The organism is Bradyrhizobium sp. 35, assembly GCF_023073215.1.
In the GTDB taxonomy this organism is placed as follows: Bacteria; Pseudomonadota; Alphaproteobacteria; order Rhizobiales; family Xanthobacteraceae; genus Bradyrhizobium; species Bradyrhizobium canariense_D.
Window position 1 is genome coordinate 46389 of sequence record NZ_JADPJC010000023.1, and the last position, 20342, is coordinate 66730.

11 protein-coding genes are annotated in these 20342 nt (G+C 63.8%); 10 read left to right on the plus strand and 1 reads right to left on the minus strand.

The features are described from left to right. Positions 1 to 70 precede the first annotated feature (70 nt). Entirely contained in the window at positions 71 to 8182 is an 8112-nt protein-coding gene (locus tag IVB36_RS04380; RefSeq protein ID WP_247390762.1) for a VCBS domain-containing protein, read from the plus strand. Positions 8183 to 8261: 79 nt separating this feature from the next. Next, positions 8262 to 10493 (plus strand): adenylate/guanylate cyclase domain-containing protein, encoded by a 2232-nt coding sequence (locus IVB36_RS04385; protein WP_018457599.1) that lies wholly within the window; start codon positions 8262 to 8264, stop codon positions 10491 to 10493. Between the two features lie 255 nt (positions 10494 to 10748). Here IVB36_RS04385 and IVB36_RS04390 read toward each other — a convergent pair whose 3' ends face one another. Next, positions 10749 to 12344 (minus strand): ABC transporter substrate-binding protein, encoded by a 1596-nt coding sequence (locus tag IVB36_RS04390; protein ID WP_018457598.1) that lies wholly within the window; start codon positions 12342 to 12344, stop codon positions 10749 to 10751. A gap of 210 nt (positions 12345 to 12554) precedes the next feature. On the opposite strand from IVB36_RS04390, the gene IVB36_RS04395 reads away from it, so the two are divergent. From IVB36_RS04395 to IVB36_RS04430, 8 genes are all read left to right on the plus strand, one after another. After that, positions 12555 to 14213, plus strand: a complete 1659-nt coding sequence (locus IVB36_RS04395; protein WP_018457597.1) for an ABC transporter substrate-binding protein — start codon at positions 12555 to 12557, stop codon at positions 14211 to 14213. A gap of 195 nt (positions 14214 to 14408) precedes the next feature. Next, positions 14409 to 15362 (plus strand): ABC transporter permease, encoded by a 954-nt coding sequence (locus IVB36_RS04400; RefSeq protein WP_085349306.1) that lies wholly within the window; start codon positions 14409 to 14411, stop codon positions 15360 to 15362. A 2-nt stretch (positions 15363 to 15364) separates the two neighbouring features. Next, a complete protein-coding gene (locus tag IVB36_RS04405) occupies positions 15365 to 16267 on the plus strand; it encodes an ABC transporter permease (RefSeq protein ID WP_018457595.1) in 903 nt (300 codons plus the stop codon). A 2-nt stretch (positions 16268 to 16269) separates the two neighbouring features. Then, positions 16270 to 17331 (plus strand): ABC transporter ATP-binding protein, encoded by a 1062-nt coding sequence (locus tag IVB36_RS04410; RefSeq protein ID WP_018457594.1) that lies wholly within the window; start codon positions 16270 to 16272, stop codon positions 17329 to 17331. Next, positions 17328 to 17522 (plus strand): hypothetical protein, encoded by a 195-nt coding sequence (locus IVB36_RS04415; RefSeq protein WP_018457593.1) that lies wholly within the window; start codon positions 17328 to 17330, stop codon positions 17520 to 17522. The genes IVB36_RS04410 and IVB36_RS04415 overlap by 4 nt, the downstream gene beginning before the upstream one ends. Further along, complete coding sequence (locus IVB36_RS04420; protein WP_018457592.1) at positions 17519 to 18934, plus strand: Asp-tRNA(Asn)/Glu-tRNA(Gln) amidotransferase GatCAB subunit A; 1416 nt, start codon at positions 17519 to 17521, stop codon at positions 18932 to 18934. The genes IVB36_RS04415 and IVB36_RS04420 overlap by 4 nt, the downstream gene beginning before the upstream one ends. Then, positions 18931 to 19908 carry an ABC transporter ATP-binding protein gene (locus tag IVB36_RS04425; RefSeq protein WP_018457591.1) on the plus strand — a complete coding sequence of 326 codons (978 nt, stop codon included), beginning with the start codon at positions 18931 to 18933 and terminating at the stop codon, positions 19906 to 19908. The genes IVB36_RS04420 and IVB36_RS04425 overlap by 4 nt, the downstream gene beginning before the upstream one ends. Positions 19909 to 20005: 97 nt before the next feature. Continuing rightward, complete coding sequence (locus IVB36_RS04430) at positions 20006 to 20275, plus strand: GlsB/YeaQ/YmgE family stress response membrane protein (RefSeq protein WP_007605178.1); 270 nt, start codon at positions 20006 to 20008, stop codon at positions 20273 to 20275. Positions 20276 to 20342: the final 67 nt, after the last annotated feature.

Sequence of the window (20342 nt, forward strand, 5' to 3'; positions counted from 1 at the left end):
TTTAACTCCTTTTTTGGTGCCCGGATTGAATTACGCTGGCAAATTTGACGCCGCGATTTCCTTGGACGGCTTGGGTTCCCGATCGCCCGCCGATGGCCATGTCGATTCCTTTACTGCGAAGGCACACGGCCACGTGCCCGATGGCGCATTCGTGGTTCCCGACCCGAACCTGATCTTCAACGGCGATTTCAAGCGCGCCGGTCTCGATCTCGTGCTGTCTCATGATGGGCACGATTTCGTCGTTCACGATTATTTCAGGGGCGACAAGCGCGCGGCGATCGCCTCGCCCGACGGCGCGCACCTCACCGGCGACGTCGTCAACGCACTCACCGGCCATGTGCAATACGCGCAGGCCGCCTCAGGCATTGCCGCCGCGCAGGTCATCGGCCACGTCACCAAGCTCTCCGGCAGCGCGACCGCGGTCCGTAACGGCGTCTCCGTCATCCTGAACAATGGCGACAACGTCGAGAAGGGCGACGTGGTCTCGACCGGCGGCGACTCGACGCTCGGCATTACGTTCATCGACGGCACGGTGTTCGGCCTGTCCTCCAATGCGCGGATGGTGCTGAACGATATGGTCTACGACCCCAACGGGTCGAACAATTCCTCTCTGCTCAGTCTGGTCGCAGGCACCATCACTTTCGTTGCCGGTGAGACCGCTAAGCACGGCGACATGAAGGTCGACACGCCGGTCGCCACCATGGGCATCCGCGGTACGGCGGTGCTGAGCCAGATCAACTTCGTCGTTCCCGCTGGCGGCGGCGATCCGCAGCCGCAGGCAAGCTTCCAGGTGCTGGTCGAGCCGAACGGCACGACGGGCTCCTACATCCTGTTCGACAAGGTCACGCTGCTGCCGATCGCGACGGTCAACCAGGCCGGCCAGATGATCCAGATCAGCGGCGGCAACGTCTCGATCTCCAATGCGCTGATGTCGCCGGACATCCAGAAGCTGATCACGGACGTGTTCACGCTGAAGTTCACGGACAACAACAGCAACACCAAGCTGACCCAGAACTTCACCGACTCGATCACGCAGACCGGCAACATTGTCTTCATCAAGACGGATACCGGTGCCACCGCGACCGCGACCTTCACGCATCTCCCTGAGCCGGGATCGCAGGGGACCGGCCATAATCCGTCGACCAGCACCCGCATTCCCGGCCCGCCCGTTCGTCAAAGCCTCGATCTCAACGGCAATGTGAAGACGGCGTTCGAGATGATCGAGCGCGCGGGCACGACCGGCGACACAACTCATTACGATACCATCTCCGGTCGCATCACCTTCGTCGATCAAAACCTGGCCGATCTGCCAACGGTGAGCATAGACCTCGGCGATGCGCCGAACTTTGTCTACAAGAACGCCGGCCAGCAGGATGTCACCGGCGCGCTCTCTGCGCTCCAGAAGCAGGACATCGCGGCAACGCAGATCCAGCTCAGCGTGGCCGCAGCCGCCGGTAACAACAACAACGGCTCGGCGGTCTGGACCTACACGATTCCCGACCACGTCTTCGACTTCCTCGCGGCGGGCGAAACGTTGACGCTGACCTACAAGGTCCGCGTCAACAATAATTTCTCGGTCAATCCCGAAACGTCGACCATCGACATCACCATCACGATCACCGGCACCAACGACAAGCCGGTGATCACCACCAGCGTTCCGACCATCATCTTCGAAGGCGGCACCAGCGTGCCGGGTGGCCCGCTCACCAGCGATGTTCCCACGTCGGGCACGCTGAGCTTCGACGACGTCGATCTCACCGACAAGCATACGGTGTCGGTGGCGTTGAGCAGCGCGACCCTGCCTGACGGCACCGTTCCGCCGGGGCCGCTTGCGGCGTTCCAGAGCGCGATGTCGGTCGCGATCGCGGCGGGCGCCGATAGCACCGGAGACGGCACCGGCACCATCAACTGGTCGCTGGCTGACCTGCCGGTCTATCTCGCCGACTTCATCCCCAAGGGTGAGGTGCTGACGCTGGTCTACACCGTGACGCTCAAGGACGCGCAAGGCGCCACCTCGCAGCAGACCATCACCGTCACGATCACCGGCACCGACGCTCCCGCCGTGGTGTGGATCGCGACCGACAAGCCCGGCGCTCCCTCGGGCGGCTTCTGGAAGGATGCGGCCAACTGGGCAACCGGCACGGTCCCGACCATCAATGACGACGTCATCGTCATCACCGACCAGCTGCATGGGCTGACGCCGTCCTATCCGGTGACGATCGACACGGCAGCCTTTGCCAAGTCGATCACGATGAACGACTACGACACCGCGGTCGGCCACAAGGCGCCGGAAGTCATCAACAAGAGTGCGTTGACGATTGCGGGCGAGATCAGCCTCAAGGCCGATTCGAAGCTCACCAATTTCACGGCAAGCACGATCTCGGTTGGTGGCAAGGCTGAGTTCCTGGACAGCAGCGTCCTCACCAATGCCGGCTACCTGACGCTCAAGGGCGGCGGCGATTTCGCCAACGGCACCACAATCACCAATTCCGGCACGATCGAGCTGTTCGGCGGCACGCTGAAGACGCTCGCCGGAATTAACAATGCCGGCGGCACGCTGAAGGCCGATGCCGGCACGACGCTGATCGTCGACACCGCCACCATCAGCGGCGGCACGGTCACCATCGCCGGCACGCTGGAACTCGACGGCAGCAGCGTCCTCAAGAACGGCACGCTGAACAATTCAGGGGCGGTCAACGTCAAGGGCACGGCGGATTTCGCCCACGAGACCGTCGCAAACACGTCCGGCGGCACGATCAAGGTGCTGGCGAATGGCTGGCTGACGATCGACCAGGGCTCCGGCGTCGCCAACACCGGCAACGTCACGGTGGACGCCACCGGCAAGCTGACGGTCAACGGCGCCACGATCAGCGGCACCGGCACGGTCACCGGCAACGGTGAGATTGATCTCACCGGCGCTGCGGTGCTGAGCGGCAGCATCCTGAACAACAACGCGGTCTTTAAGGTCAGCGGCACCGGCAACGTGCTGGACCACGAGACGGTCACGAATGCGAGCACCGGCACGATCGAAGTGCTGGCGAACGGCGCGCTGACGATCGACCAGGGCTCGACGGTCGCGAATGCCGGTAACGTCACGGTCGATGCCAACGGCAAGCTGACAGTCAATGGCGCCACGCTCAACGGTGCCGGGACTGTCACCGGCAACGGCGAGATCGACCTGACCGGCGCTGCCGTGCTGAGCGGCGGCATCCTGAACAACAACGCGGCCTTCAAGGTCAGCGGCAGCGGCAACGTGCTGGACCACGAAACGATCACGAATGCGACGACCGGCACGATCGAAGTGCTAGCGAACGGCGCGCTGACGATCGACCAGGGCTCGACGGTTGCGAATGCCGGCAACGTCACGGTCGATGCCAACGGCAAGCTGACGGTGAACGGCGCCACGATCAATGGTGCCGGTACGGTCACCAGCAATGGCGAGATCGATCTGACCGGCGGCGCGGTTCTGAGCGGCGGCATCCTGAACAACAATGCGGCCTTCAAGGTCAGCGGCACCGGCAACGCGCTCGACCATGAGACGATCACGAATGCGAGCACCGGCACGATCGAGGTGCTGGCGAACGGCACGCTGACGATCGACCAGGGCTCGACTGTCGCGAATGCCGGCAACGTCACGATCGATTCCGCTGGCAAGCTGACAGTTAACGGCGCCACGATCAGCGGTACCGGGACTGTCACGGGCAATGGCGAGATCGATTTGACCGGCGCTGCGGTGCTGAGCGGCGGCATCCTGAACAACAACGCGGCCTTCAAGGTCAGCGGCACGGGTAACGCGCTAGACCATGGAACAATCACGAACGCGGGCACCGGCACGATCGAAGTGCTGGCGAACGGTGCGCTGACGATCGACCAGGGCTCGACGGTCGCGAATGCCGGTAACGTCACGGTCGATGCCAACGGCAAGCTGACGGTCAACGGGGCGACGATCAACGGCACCGGCACGGTCACCGGCAATGGCGAGATCGATTTGACCGGCGCTGCGGTGCTGAGCGGCGGCATCCTGAACAACAACGCGGCGTTGAAGGTCAGCGGCACCGGCAACGCGCTGGACCACGAGACGATCACGAATGCGAGCACCGGCACGATCGAGGTGCTGACGAATGGCGCGCTGACGATCGACCAGGGCTCGACGGTCGCGAATGCCGGTAACGTCACGGTCGATGCCAACGGCAAGCTGACAGTTAACGGCGCGACGATCAGCGGTGGTACGATCAACGGTCTCGGCACGATCGATGTCACCGGCGCCAGCAAGATCGATCAATCGGCGACGCTGAGCACCACTGCCGTGACGGTCGAGAGCGGCGTCATCCTGACGCTGGATGACGTGATAGTTGCGGGCACCGCAATCGCCAATCATGGCACGGTCAAGGTCGATGCAGGCAGCAAGCTGACATTGAACGGTGCGAGCCTGACAGGCGGCGCGCTCACCGTTTCGGGCACGCTGAATTCGACCGGCACAACTGCGATTACCGACGCCAACATCTCGAACAACTATCTGATCGAGGCAACCCTGGGCGCGTTGACGCTGCTGGCGACGACCTCCGCAAGCTCGATCGCGAATGGCGGCATCCTCAGGGCCAATGGCGCCGAGCTCGACATCAACGGCGAAGCCATCGCAAACACCGGCACGCTGGCGGCGATCAATCATGGGACACTGAAGCTGATCGGGATGACGGTGACCGACACCGGCAGCGGTAGTGTCTCGGTCGAGTCCGGCTCGGCACTCGATCTTCAGGGCGCGACCATCGACGGCGGCACGGTGACGATTGCCGGTACGCTGGAATCGACCGGCACCAGCGCCATCGACAATGCCGACATTACCAACACCGGCACGATCACGGTCACCAGCGGTACGCTGACGATTGATCCCGCCACGCTTCACGCCATCACCAATCACAATCTCATTCAGGCGAAGGGCGGCGTGCTCGACGTCTCCGGTGAGGATATCTCCAACACTGCGGCTCTTGAGGCAGTCAACCACGGCACGCTGAAGCTGGCAAATCTCACCGTTAGCAACAGCAGTGCTGGGTCGATCACGGTCGACGGCACCTCGAAGCTCTATCTGACCGACGTTTCGATCAACGGCGGCAGCCTGAGCAATGCCGGCAATCTCTACAGCGCCGGCGTCGATACGGTCACGGGCAGCGTCACCAACACTGGCATCATCGAGGTCCAGAGCGGCATTCTCGACCTTGCGGGCGGCATCGCCGGTTCAGGCAAGGTAATCGTCGATGTTGGCGCGACGCTGGAGTTTTCGGGCGCGACCGGTTCGATCCACATCGTCAATTCCGGCTCCATCGTGGGCGCCGGTGGCAATGCGGCGATCCACATCCAGCAGGATACGACCGGTTCGGTGATCAACAATTCCGGCACCATCGGGCCGCCCGCCGCTTCGAGCGTGACCTCCGCGACCGACGCGATCATCGAGATCGGTGGCAGCCTCACGATCAACAACACCGGCCACATCAACGGCAATATCTCGGTCGCCAGCGCGACCTTCAATAACGAGTCCGGCGGCACCTGGACGGTCGCCGGCACGAGCGCCTTCGGCAATGCGTCGTCGATCGTCAATGACGGTGTCATCGATCTCCTCAACGGCGCCTCGATCTCCCTGGGTGGGCCTGGACTCGTCAATCACAGCCACATCGACAGCTGGGGCACGGCGTCGATCTCGGGCACCATCAGCAATACCGGCAGCATCGAGGTCCATGATGGCGAGCTGTCGCTGTTCGGCTTGCTGACCGGCACGGGCTCGGTCACCGTCGATGCCGGTGCGCTGCTGAAGCTCGAAGGCACGGTCGCGCAGACGATCAACCTCGCGGGCGACGGCGCCGCGGTTGAGATCGATACGGATACGTTCGGCGGATCGATCGCGGAGCTGTCGGCGAACGACACGATCGACCTGTCGACGATCAAATACGGGCTCGGCACCAGCGCGGTCTATGTTGCAAACTCCAATCCCGCGACCGGCGGCGTGCTGACGGTGACCGATGCGGACGGCAATCACATCAGCCTGAACCTGGCCGGCGCCGACTACAGCAATGCCCATTTCGCCGGGAGCGACGACGGCACTGGCCACACGCTGATCACGATGACCGATGACCACGCCCCGGCCTTCACCGCCGGCGGCGTGCTGGCGGGGGGCGTCTCCGAGCAGGCGGACGCCACCGGTGACTTCGCCACCTCCGATACCTCAACGCCTGCGACCGGCGCGATTGACTTCACCGACATCGACCTGACCGACCTGCCGTCGGCACAGATCACCGGCCAGGACGTGACCTCGCTTGGCGCCGATCACAGCACTAACCTCACCTCGTCGCTCTCGCTTGACGAGATCGCGGCGCTCAAGAGCGGGCTGACGCTTCTGCCGCAGGCCGGGCTGAACAATGGCATCGTCACCTGGAGCTATTCGATCGCCGACGGCGCGCTGGACTTCCTCGCCAAGGACCAGACCGCGAAGGTGGTTTCTACCATCACGAGCACGGACGATTACGGCGAGACCGCCACAACCGACGTCACGGTCACGATCACAGGCAAGAACGACGCGCCGACCTTGGCCGCGGTCACCACGGATCCGCTCGTCGATACCTCCATCGCCGACAGCTTCTCGGACGTCACGGGAATGCTGGTCGGAACCGACGCCGACCATGGAGAGACGGCGGGGCTGACCTATGCCGTTCTGAACGCGGATAGTCATGGGACGACGGCTGGCCTGTACGGCTCGCTGACGGTCAACGCGAACGGCACCTACACCTACGTTCCCGATGCGGCTTCGATCAACGCGCTTTCGGAAGGCCCTTGTTCGGACGTCTTCACGATTCAGACCACGGACGCGCAAGGTGCTGTCGGCACGGCATCATTCACGGTTGCCGTAACAGGCGCCAACGACGCTCCGGTGTTGACCGATGGTAGCATCGGGCAGCTCACCGATACGTGCGCAGCGGATAATTTCTCTGACCTCACCGGACAGGTGGTCGGGACCGATGCCGACTCCGGCGATACGCTGACCTACACCTTGCTGAACGCAGATCACCAGGCAGTCGGAGAGGTCACGGGTCACTATGGCGCGCTGGCGCTCAACACGAACGGCACCTACACCTACGTTCCCGATGCGGCTTCGATTAACGCGCTGCCGGGCTGCTTGCACTATTCCGACAGTTTCACGGTCCAGGTCACGGATGCACATGGCGCCGCCTCCACGGCGATATACACGGTGGACCTGACGGGCGCCAACGACGTGCCAACGCTGTCCGCTCTCAACCTCGGCAAGCTTACGGACACGGCGGCGACCGACACCTTCTCCAATCTCACCGGAAATCTCGCGGGCACCGACGCCGATGCCGACGAGACGGTGACGCTGACCTATTCTGTCCAGAATGCGGATAGTTGCGGGACGGCTCCAGGACACTACGGCGCGCTGACGGTCCACTCTGACGGCAGCTACACCTACGTTCCCGACGCGGCTGCGATCAACGCGTTGCAAGAAGGGCCCTTCGCGGATACGTTTACGGTCCAGACGACGGACGCGCATGGCGCGACCGGCACTGCGACACTCACGGTGGACGTGGACGGCGCGAACGATGCGCCGGTAATGGACGTCAACCAGATCAGCCTCACGCATGACGACGCTCAAGTCACTGTGCACGGTATCTCGGCCACCGACTCCGATGCGGCTGCCAATGAAACCTTCACGCTCGTTGCCTCCGGCTCGGGTAGCAATTTGAGTCCGGCGTCGACGTCCGATACCTTGGCGCATATCAATTCCGCGCTGCAGACCGTGACCTACACTGATGCAAGTGAAGGTGCGGCCATACAGACGGTCACGCTCACCGTGGCCGACAGTCACAACGCAAGCAAGACGGTTAGCCTGCTCTTTGGCACGGCCGGGCAAGATGACTTCATCGGGACAGGCCATCAGGACCAGTTCGTGTTCGCCGCCAGTTCCAACAACGATACGATCACCAATTTCACGCCCGGTCAGGACCATATCGACTTGTCGGCAGTCGTGACCGCCAGCGATTTTGGGGCATGGATGGCGCAGCACGTGGCGGCTTCGCCGACCAATTCCGCTGACACCCTGGTCACGATCAACGCTTCGGACACCATCCTTCTGAAGGGTGTCGCCCACCTCCAGGCGAGCGACTTCATCGTCCATGCCTGATTGCTGCATGATGGGCCGCGATCGTCGGCAGGCCCGATCCACGCTGCCGTTCACCGCCAAAGCGTGATATCCAGCCACCATGAAACGTCTCAAGATCCTGCGGCGGTGGTTTGCGCGCAAGTTCGGGTTTGCGCGGCTGATGTGCCTTGCGCTGCTGGTCGTATTTGCCGGCGCTCGGCTCTGGGATCCGCCTCCGATCCAGGAACTGCGGCTGCGCACGTTCGACATGTTTCAATTGATCGATCCGCGCCACAAGACGGCGCGGCCGGTCACCATCGTCGACATCGACGACAAGAGCCTCGCCAAGCTCGGCCAGTGGCCGTGGCCGCGGACGCGGATCGCCGACATGATCCAGAACCTCACCAATCACGGCGCGGTGGCGATCGGCTTCGACGTCGTGTTCTCGGAGGCCGACCGGCTCAACCCGGATCTGGTCGCGAGCCAGATGCGCTACCTGGACGACGCCACCCGCGCCAAGCTGCGCGAGCTGCCGAGCAACGACCAGATCCTCTCCGAAGCGATCAAGCGCTCGCGCGTGATCCTGGGCGAGACTGGGCAGCGGGCGATTTCGTCCGAGGTCGACAAGTCGCTGCCCTTCACCGGCGTCGCGACGGTCGGCGAGGAGGGCGCTGAGCGCTTCCTATTCGAATTTCCCGGGCTGTTGCGCAACGTGCCCGAGATCGAGAAGGTCGCGGCCGGCCGCGGCCTGTTCTCGATCAAGACCGAGCGCGACGGCCTGATCCGGCGCGTGCCGATGATCATGCGCGCCCAGGGCATGGTCATGCCTTCGCTGAGCCTCGAGATTTTGCGCGTCGTCACGGGCACGCCGACCTTGCTGGTTCGGACCGACAAGACCGGCGTGCGGGCCGTGCGTCTCAAGGGCGTGGAGATCCCAACCGACAGGAACGGTCAGCTCTGGGTGCATTACGCGCGCCAGGATCCCTCGATCTACGTCTCGGCCGCCGACGTGCTCGACAATACGGTGCCGCCTAACAAGATCGCCGGCAAGCTGGTGCTGATCGGCACCTCGGCGGTTGGGCTCAACGACATCAAGACCACGCCGGTGTCCTCGACCATGCCCGGCGTCGAGATCCACGCCCAGGTGCTGGAGAGCGTGCTGAGCGGCGCGGTGATCTCCCAGCCGAACTATGCGCTCGGCGTCGAGCTGCTCGCCGCGCTCGTCATCGGCTTGCTCGTCATCATCTTCACGCCGAACCTCGGACCAGTTCGCCTCGTGCTTGCCGGCGCGACCTTCGCCGCTATCCTGATCGGAGTGTCCTGGTTCTTCTATGCGCAGCACCGCTATCTCATCGACTTCACTTATCCGCTGCTCTCGACCACCGCGATCTATCTGACGCTAATCTTCGCCAGCTTCGTGCGCGAGCAGCGCCAGCGCGTGCAGATCCGCGGCATGTTCGCGCAATACATGTCGCCGGTGCTGGTCGAGCAACTCGCGCAGTCACCGGAAAAACTCGTCCTCGGCGGCGAGGAGCGCGAAATGACGATCATGTTCTCCGACGTGCGCGGCTTCACCACCATATCGGAAACCTACAAGCACGATCCGCAGGGCCTGATCGCGCTGATGAACCGCTTCCTGACTCCGCTGACCGACGTGATCATCGATCAGAAGGGCTATATCGACAAATATATGGGCGACGCCATCATGGCGTTCTGGAATGCGCCGCTCGACGATGCCGAGCACGAGGTCAACGCCTGTGAGGCCGCGATCCAGATGTTGGAGAAGATCGACGCGGTGAACAAGGACCGCGAGCAGGAGGCCATTGATGGCGGTCACGTCTACATCCCGCTCAATGTCGGTATCGGTCTCAACACCGGCATCGGCGTCGTCGGCAACATGGGATCCGACCTGAAGAAGAACTATTCGGTGCTCGGCGACAGCGTCAACCTGGCCTCGCGCCTGGAAGGCCAGTCGAAGGAATACGGCTTTCCCATTATCGTTGGCTCGCGCACCGCGCTCGCGGCCAAGGACAAGTTCGCGATCCTCGAACTCGACTTCATCATGGTCAAGGGCAAGACCGAGCCGGAGGTGATCTATGCCATCGCCGGCCGCGAGGATGTGATGCTTTCAGGCGCCTTCCAGCGCCTGCGCAACGTCACCATCGAAATGCTCGCCTGCTATCGCAGCCGCGACTGGCAGGGCGCGCTGGACGCGATCGACCGCGGCCGCAGGAGCGAGGATGCCGACACGCTGGAAAAGCTGTTCAAGCTCTATGAAGTGCGCATCAAGGAATTCCAGGTCAATCCACCGCCGGAAGGTTGGACCGGGGCCTATGCGCTGCTGACGAAATAAGGGAGGCGCTTGCTAGCGGCTAAACCCTCGGTGTCGTCCCGGCGCAGGCCGGGACCCATACTCCGCAGCAGAAGCTGTACGCCAGATCGGAGTTGGCTGTCGTTGCCGAATTCAACTCGGTGGTTATGGGTCCCGGCTACGCCGGGACGACAGCGGTGTTCGACGCCGCAGGCCGTCGCCTTAATAAGAGGTGTCGTCCTGGCTTTCGCCAGGACGACAGTGGTGTTTGCGGAAGCGGGGTGCCGACCTTGAGCCTCACTCCGCCCCGATCGTCGTGAGATCCTGGAACCAGTGCTGCGCCTGCACGAACTGCTTGACCTTGGGCGACAGCGCATGCGGGTTGGTGTCGTGCACCACCCATACCAGCGTGGCGTCGTCGACGATCAGCGCGTGCGCCTGCGCCAGCAACTCGTCCTGCTTGGCGCTGTCGAAGGTCTGCTTGGCCTCGTCGATCAGCGCGTCGGCCTTCGGGTTTTTGTAGCCGCCCCAGTTGACGCCGACCGGCGCGATCTGGCTCGAATGGAAGAAGCGGACGATGGCGTAGAGCGGGTCAGAGGTGACATAGGCGATGTTGTTGGCGGTGATGCCGGCGTTCATCTCGTCGGCCGCGCCCTTGCGCCAATGCGTATAGAGTGTCTCGAGCTCGACGACCTTGAAATCGATGTCGATGCCGGTCTCCTTGAAGCTCTGCTGCAAAAATTCGTTCATCGGCAGCGACAGCATCTGGCCGGTGCCGCCCTGTGCGATGATGAAGGTCGCTTTCAGCGGCTTCGCCTTGGAGTAGCCGGCTTCCTCGACCAGCTTCTTGGCGGCTGCGACATCGTATTTCAGCTCGAAGCTCGGCTTGCCGAACCAGGGGCTCGACGGATCGACCTGTCCCTTGGCGGGTTTCGCAAGGCCATTCATCAGGCCCACCACGGCTTCACGATCGATCGCGAGGTTCAGCGCCTTGCGCAGGCGGATGTCGGTCCAGGGCGAACCCGGCAGCACGCTCAGATGATAATTCCAGACATGCGGCGTAACGTTGTCGACGAGCTTCATGCCGGCGGCCTTGAGCTGCGGCACGGCATCCGGCGCCGGCGTCTCGATCAGATCGACCTGCCCGGCCAGCAGCGCATTGGTGCGCGTCAGCGCTTCCGGCATCGGCACCAGCACGAGCTTGTCGACCTTGGGAATACGCTTCTTGTTCCAATAATCCGGATTCTTCGTGAGCTCGGCGAGTTCGCGCGGCACCAGTTTTGTCAGTTTGAACGGGCCGGTCCCCGAAGGCTGGCTCGCGAACTTGTCCCAGTCCTTACCGAGCTTCTCGTATTGCGCCGGGCTGGAGACCAGGAACCACAGCATCTGATAGGGAAAGAAGGAATCGACCGTCTTGGTGGTGATCTCCACCGTGAAGTCGTCGATCTTGGCGTAGCTCGCGACCGAAGGCAGGCGGGTCTTGACCTGCGCACTCTGGCGCTTGTCGAATTGCGGCGCCTTGTCATTGAGCACCTTGTCCAGATTCCAGATCACGGCGTCGGCATCGAACTCGCTGCCATCGTGAAACTTCACGCCCTTGCGCAAGGTGAAGCGCCATTTGGTCTTGTTCTCGGCATCGACCCTCCACTCGGTGGCCAATCCGGGCACCAGCTTTCCCGGCCGGTCGGCGACGTCCATCTCCCACGCCACGAGCGGATCGTAGATGGTGTAGGCCGTGAACTGATAGGCGCCCGCGCCGCGATCGGGCTGGCCGGTCGTCAGCGGGATGTCCGCCATCGAGATGCCGTAGCGCAGCACCGTTTCGGCGCCCGCCGGAATCGCGGACAACGCCAGTGCAAGCACGGCGAAACAGGTCGATAGTCGGATACGCATGGGCCAAAGCTCCAAGGAAGAATTCAAGGACAATCGGAGCCAAACCTGCAATCTTGATGCCAGAATAGGCAGCGAGGTGCTTTCGCCGACGTGTCATCACAAGGACTTGTCGTCGCAGGGGCAATTTGCAGAATAAGTTTCCCCATTGGCATAGGCATTGCATACGATTGCATCAAAATTAGTCATCGAAGCCGGAAAAGGATTGAGTCAATGTTGATCAAGAAAAACAAGACCCGCGCGGCGCTGATCGCGTTGCTGGCGCTCAGTAGCGCGGCTGCGTGGCCGCGCGCGGCCACTGCCGAAACCGTGCTGCGTATCGCCATGACGGCTGCCGATATTCCGCGCACGCTGGGCCAGCCCGATCAGGGCTTTGAAGGCAACCGCTTCACCGGCCTCACCATGTATGACGCGCTCACCGGCTGGGACCTTTCCTCGGCCGACAAGGCGAGCGTGGTGATCCCCGGCCTTGCTACCGAGTGGAAGGTCGACGATGCCGACAAGACCAAATGGACTTTCAAGCTGCGGCCGGGCGTCACCTTCCATGACGGCTCGCCGTTCAATGCGGACGCCGTGGTGTGGAATGTCGAGAAGGTGCTGAAGCAGGACGCGCCGCAATTCGACGCCAGCCAGGTCGGTGTCACGGCCTCGCGCATGCCGACGCTGGCATCAGCGAAGAAGGTCGACGACATGACGGTCGAGCTCACCACCAAGGAGCCCGACAGCTTCCTGCCGATCAACCTCACCAATCTCTTCATGGCGAGCCCGGCGAAGTGGCAGGCCTTCTACGACAAGGCGGAGGGCGCCGACGCCAAGGCCAAGTCGCAGGCCGCATGGACCGCGTTTGCCAAGGACGCCGCGGGCACCGGCCCGTGGAAGATGGCGGGCTTCACCCCGCGCGAGCGGCTGGAGCTGGTCAAGAATGCGAGCTACTGGAACAAGGACCGCGTGCCCAAGGTCGACAAGATGGTGCTGTTGCCGATGCCGGAGGCCAACGCGCGCACCGCGGCGCTGCTTTCCGGGCAGGTCGATTGGGTCGAGGCGCCGGCGCCGGACGCGTTGCCCGAGCTCAAGCAGCGCGGCTTCAAGCTCTACGCCAACGAGCAGCCGCACGTCTGGCCGTGGCAGTTCTCGCGCGTCGAGGGCTCGCCCTGGAACGACATCCGCGTGCGCAAGGCCGCGAACCTCTGCGTCGATCGCGAAGGCCTCAAGGACGGCCTGCTCGCGGGGCTGATGGTGCCCGCGACCGGCACGTTCGAGGTCGGCCATCCCTGGCGCGGCAGACCGACCTTCGAGATCAAGTACGACAAGGCTGCTGCACAGAAGCTGATGCAGGAGGCCGGATTCGGCCCGAACAAGAAGCTGACGGTGAAGACCCAGACGTCTGCGTCCGGCTCGGGCCAGATGCAGCCGTTGCCGATGAACGAATATATCCAGCAGGCGCTGGCCGAATGCTATTTCGACGTGCAGCTCGATGTCATCGAGTGGAATACGCTGTTCACCAACTGGCGCCGCGGCGCCAAGGATCCCAGTGCCAACGGCTCGAACGCGACCAACGTCACCTATGCGGCGATGGACCCGTTCTTCGCGCTGGTGCGCTTCCTGCAATCGGGCATGGCGCCGCCGGTCTCGAACAATTGGGGTTTCATCAACAATCCCAAATTCGACGAGCTGGTGAAGAAGGCGCGGCAGACCTTCGATCCCGCCGCGCGTGACGCCGCGCTCGCCGAACTGCACGCGGCCTCCGTCGATGACGCGGCCTTCCTCTATGTCGCCCACGACGTCGGTCCCCGCGCCATCAGCCCGAAGGTGACAGGCGTCGTGCAGCCAAAGAGCTGGTTCATCGACTTCTCACTGGTGTCGATGCAATAGTTCCCGCCTCATACGCAGTGCACCCTCTCCCCTTGCGGGAGAGGGTGGCTTCGCGCAAGCGAAGCCGGGTGAGGGATCTCTTTCCGCGGATGACCCTCTCTCTTTTTCGTTAACACTGCATCCGGGGTTAGAGCCCTCATCCGGCGCTTTGCGCCACCTTCTCCCACAAGGGGAGAAGGGAAGAAAAGAAACAACGTGCTCGCCTATATCGCCAGACGCATCGTCTACGTCATCCCGATCGTCATCAGCGTCGCGCTGGTGTGTTTTCTGCTCGTGCACATCACGCCGGGCGATCCGCTCGTCGCGGTGCTCCCCGCAGACGCCTCGCAGGAGCTCGCCGCGCAGCTCCGGACAGCCTATGGTTTCGACCGCCCGCTGCCGGTGCAGTTCGGGCTTTGGCTGCTCCGCGCGCTTCATGGCGATCTCGGCAATTCCATCGCCACGGGCCGCCCGGTGCTCGCCGAGGTCATGCGCGCGGTCAGCAACACGGTCACGCTGGCGATTGCGGCGGCGATCATCGGCTTCACCATGGGCATCCTGCTCGGCCTGATCGCCGGCTATTTCCGCGAGACCTGGATCGACAAGCTGGCGACCTCCTTTGCCATCGCCGGCGTTTCGGTGCCGCATTACTGGCTTGGCATGGTGCTCGTCATCATCTTCTCGGTCCAGCTGAACTGGCTGCCCGCTGTCGGCGCCGGACCCGGCGGCTCGGCCGCCTGGGCCTGGGACTGGGCGCATTTGCAATATCTCGTGCTGCCAGCGATCACGACCTCGGTGATCCCGATGGGCATCGTCACTCGCACGGTGCGCGCGCTGACCGGCGACATTCTCAGCCAGGACTTCGTCGAGGCGCTGCGTGCAAAAGGCCTGCATGAGCGCGGCGTGTTCCGCCACGTCATCAAGAACGCCGCCCCCACCGCGCTCGCGGTGATGGGACTTCAGCTCGGTTACATGCTCGGCGGCTCGATCCTGATCGAGACGGTGTTCTCCTGGCCGGGCTCGGGCTTCCTGCTCAACTCCGCGATTTTCCAGCGCGACCTGCCGCTGCTGCAGGGCACGATCCTGATCCTGGCGCTGTTCTTCGTCTTCCTCAATCTGATGGTCGACATCGCGCAAGCCGCGATCGACCCGCGCATCAAACGGGGTTAGCGATGAGCGAGCTTCCGTTGTCCGTCACCAGCGATACGGCGCTTCAGTCCGCGCCCGCGACCAAGGCGCGCGGCTATTGGGCGACCGTCGGCCGTCGTATCTGGCGTGACAAGGTCAGCATGGTCTGCGCGCTGGTGCTGCTGCTGATCTTTCTCTCCGCGATCGTTGCGCCGTGGCTCGGTCTGGAAGATCCCTACAAGGGCTCGATGATCCGCCGCCTTCGGCACATTGGCACATCCGGCTACCCGCTCGGCACCGACGAACTCGGCCGCGACATGCTGGCGCGGCTGATCTATGGCGGCCGGTTGTCGCTTCTCATCGGCATTTTGCCTGTGATCCTCGCCTTCTGCATCGGCACCTCGCTCGGCCTCGTTGCCGGCTATGTCGGCGGCAAGCTCAACACCGCGATCATGCGCACGATCGACGTGTTCTACGCGTTTCCGTCCGTGCTGCTGGCGATCGCGATCTCGGGCGCGCTGGGCGCGGGCATCCTCAATTCCATCGTGTCGTTGACCGTCGTGTTCGTGCCGCAGATCACCCGCGTTGCCGAAAGCGTCACGACGGGGGTGCGCAACATGGACTTCGTCGACGCCGCGCGCGCCTCGGGCGCGGGACCGTTCACCATCATGCGCGTTCATATCCTCGGCAATGTGCTCGGTTCGATCTTCGTCTACGCGACCAGCCTGATCTCGGTCTCGATGATCCTCGCGGCAGGCCTGTCGTTCCTCGGCCTCGGCACCAAACCGCCGGAGCCGGAATGGGGCCTGATGTTGAATACCTTGCGGACCGCGATCTATGTCAACCCCTGGGTCGCCGCGCTCCCCGGTGCAATGATCTTCGCGGTCTCGATCTGCTTCAACCTGCTCTCGGACGGCCTGCGCAGCGCCATGGACATCAGGAACTAGCCATGAGCGAAACCAACCTCTCCGTCGCAATGCTGGAGCCGATCGAAGACCTCGGCGGCGTCGCCCAGCCGCTGCTCCAGGTCAACGGCCTCACCAAGCATTTCCCGGTTCGTGGCGGCCTGTTCGCCGCAAAGCGCACCGTGCGGGCGGTCGATAATGTCTCGTTCACCGTCGCCAAGGGCGAGACCGTCGGCATCGTCGGCGAGTCCGGTTGCGGCAAGTCGACCACCGCGCGGCTGCTCATGCATCTGATGCCGCGCGACACCGGTGACATCATCTATGACGGCATGAGCGTCGGCCAGTCGCTCTCCTTGCGCGAGCTGCGCCGCGGCATGCAGATGGTGTTCCAGGATTCCTACGCTTCGCTCAACCCGCGCCTGACCATCGAGGACTCGATCGCCTTCGGCCCAAAGGTGCACGGCATGGCCGACGGCGCCGCGCGCGCGCTGGCGCGCGAGCTGCTGGGCAAAGTGGGCCTGGTTCCTGCAAACTTTGCCAACCGCTACCCGCATGAGATCTCCGGCGGCCAGCGCCAGCGCGTCAACATCGCGCGTGCGCTGGCCCTGTCGCCGCGGCTGGTGATTCTCGACGAAGCCGTCTCCGCGCTCGACAAGTCGGTCGAGGCGCAGGTGCTCAATTTGCTTGCCGATCTCAAGAGTGAGTTCGGCCTGACCTATCTCTTCATCAGTCACGACCTCAACGTCGTGCGCTATATCAGCGATCGCGTGCTGGTGATGTATCTCGGCGAGGTCGTCGAGCTCGGCCCGGTCGACCAGGTCTGGGACCAACCGGCGCATCCCTATACGCGCGCACTTCTTGCCGCGATGCCGTCCTCGGATCCGGACCGCCGCACCGAGACGCCGCCGATCACGGGCGATCCGCCCAATCCGATCGATCCACCCTCGGGCTGCCGCTTCCACACCCGTTGCCCGTTTGCGGAGCCGCTCTGCGCAAATGCGACACCAAAACTCACCGCGCTCGATAGAATGGGCCACGAGGCCGCGTGCTACATGGCGATCCCGGGTTCAGGCCATCGCCGCGCGCCGAAGGAGGAAACCGCATGAGACCGACGACAAAAGAGATCAAGGCGACGGCACAGGTCGCCGGCGTTCCCGTCGACGACGAGATCGCGACGCGCATCTCCAATTCCATCGGACCGGCCTTCGAGGGCTTTGCGGCCATTGCCGGCACGTTGCCGTTCGATCTCGAGCCCGCGCTTTATCCGATCGCGCAGACTGCCAAGGTCTCGAAATGAGCACCGAGCCCGCATTGATGACGCTCACCGAGGTCGCGCGCGCGATCGCGATGAAGCAGGTGTCCTCGCATGAGGTGACGCGTGCGCTGCTGCATCGCATCGCGCAGTGGCAGCCGCACCTCAACGCCTTCATGTCGATCGAGGCAGAGGCAGCGCTGAAGGCCGCCGATGCCGCCGACGCCGAACTCGCCAAGGGGGAAGTCCGCGGTCCGCTGCACGGTGTGCCGCTCGCGCACAAGGATATGTATTACGACGCAGGTCACGTCGCGACCTGCGGCTCGTTGATCCGCCGCGACTTCGTTCCGACAGTGACCTCCACCGCCTTGCAGAGGCTGAAGGACGCCGGCCAGGTTCGCCTCGGCACGTTGCATCTCGCCGAATTCGCCTATGGCCCGACTGGCCATAACGCCCATTACGGCCCGGTTCGCAATCCCTGGAACGCTGCGCACATCACCGGCGGCTCGTCGTCGGGCTCGGGCTCGGCGGTCGCGGCGCGACTGACCTATGCGGCGCTCGGCTCCGACACCGGCGGCTCGATCCGCATGCCCGCACATTTCTGCGGCGTCACGGGATTGAAGACCACCGTCGGCCGGGTCAGCCGCGCCGGCGCGATGCCGCTGTCGCAGTCGCTCGACACGGTCGGCCCGCTCGCCCGCACCGCCGAGGATTGCGCGCTGCTGCTGGCGCTGATGGCCGGCCCTGATCCTGAGGATTCGACCTGCAGTCATGAGCCGCTGTCTGACTATGTCGGCGCGACCAAGGGCTCGCTGAAGGGCCTCAAGGTCGGCGTCCCCTCGTCCTTCTATGTCGATGATCTCGACGGCGAGGTCGCGCGCGTGCTGGACGAGACCGTTGCGGTGCTCAAGCGTGAGGGCGCCGACATCGTCACGGTCGAGCTGCCCGATCAGCGGCAATTGTCCTCGGCAAGCCAGCTCGTGCTCGCAGCCGAAGCCGCCGCCTTCCACAAGCGCTGGATGATTGAGCGGCCGCAGGATTATGGTCCGCAGGTGTTGATGCGGCTCCAGAACGGCCTCGCGGTCCCCGCCATCACCTATCTCGAGGCGATGCGCTGGCGCGGACCTGCGCTCGCCGCGCACAACGCTGCCACATCGGGCGTCGACGCGATGATCGCGCCGGCGTCCCCCGTGCCGGCGCCAACGATCGAGGAGAGCGACGTTGGCGGCGGGCCGAATGCGCCGGCGCTGTTGCAGCGGCTGACGCTGTTCACCCGTCCGGTGAATTACCTCGGCCTGCCGTCGCTCACGGTGCCCTCGGGCTTCACCAAAAGCGGTCTTCCGATCGGCATGCAGCTGATCGGCCGCTCGTTCGATGAAGCGACCTTGCTCACCATCGGCGCCGCGTTCCAGCGCGCCACCGACTACCACGAAAGGCTGCCGAAACTTCCGTCATGACAAAGCTCGTCGAGATCTCAGGCCTTAACATCCGCTTCACCGGGGAGCGCACGGTCTATGCCGTGAACGATCTCAGTCTCTCGCTCGGCGACGGCGAGGTGCTGGGCCTGCTCGGAGAGTCCGGCTCGGGCAAGAGCGTGACCTTGCGCGCGCTGATGCGCCTGTTGCCGAAGAAGCGCACGCAGATCACGGGCAAGGTCAACGTCATGGGCCGCGACGTGCTCGCCATGAACGACGAGCAGCTGTCGTCGTTCCGCGGCCAAACCGTGTCGATGATCTTTCAGGAGCCGGCGCTGGCGCTCGATCCGGTCTACACCATCGGCGCGCAGATCGCCGAAAGCGTGGTGCGTCACGAAGGCAAGTCGTATGCGGAGGGCAGGGCGCGCGCACTCGAAATGCTCGAGGTCGTGCGCATTCCTTCCGCAAAACGGCGGCTCGATGCCTATCCGCATGAGATGTCCGGCGGCATGCGTCAGCGCGCGATGATCGCGCTGGCGCTCGCGTGTCGTCCCAAGATATTGCTCGCGGACGAGCCGACCACGGCGCTCGATGCCACCGTGCAGATCCAGATCCTGCTGCTGTTGCGCGAGCTGCAGCGCGAGTTCGGCATGTCCGTCATCTTCGTCACCCATGACATCGGGGTCGCCATCGAGATCTGCGACCGGGTCGCGGTGATGTATGCCGGCCAGATCGTGGAGCAGGGCACGCTTCGCGACATCGTCCGCTCGCCGGTGCATCCCTACGCCAGGGGCCTGCTCGCCTCGACCGTCCACGGGGCCAAGCGGGGACAGCGGCTCGAGACCATCCCCGGCACCCCGCCGTCGCTGGGCGAGCGGCCGCACAACTGCTCCTTTGCGCCCCGCTGCGCCGCTGCCCAGCCGCGCTGCCTGGAGCAATTGCCTGGGAATGTGGAGGTCGGGCCGGGCCGGGCAGCACGGTGCGTGCTGGCGGAGCCGGTCACCGCGCTGTCATGATATTTGGACCGCCAGCGGGGAACGGGGGAACAGCATTCAGACCTCGTTCATCCCGGTTCCGCTTCCATGGAACCGTTCACGGAGAGGGACCTCATTTATGTACATTTCGAATGAAGGCTTGCTTGTCATCCTGTTCGTCGGCCTCGTCGCTGGTTGGCTGGCCGGCAAGGTGGTGCGCGGAACCGGGTTCGGCATCATCGGCGATATCGTGGTCGGCATCGCCGGCGCGCTGGTGGCAAGCTTCCTGTTTCCGAAGCTCGGCATTCACATCGGCACCGGGCTGATATCGGAGATCATCTATTCCGCCATCGGCGCGGTCATCCTGCTGCTGGTGGTGCGGCTGGTCCGCGGCGGCGGCCGGTTCTAATGGCGCCCGGGTTCAATTGATCGAACTTTTGACCTCTCCCCGCCCGGGGAGAGGTGACATGTCTGCA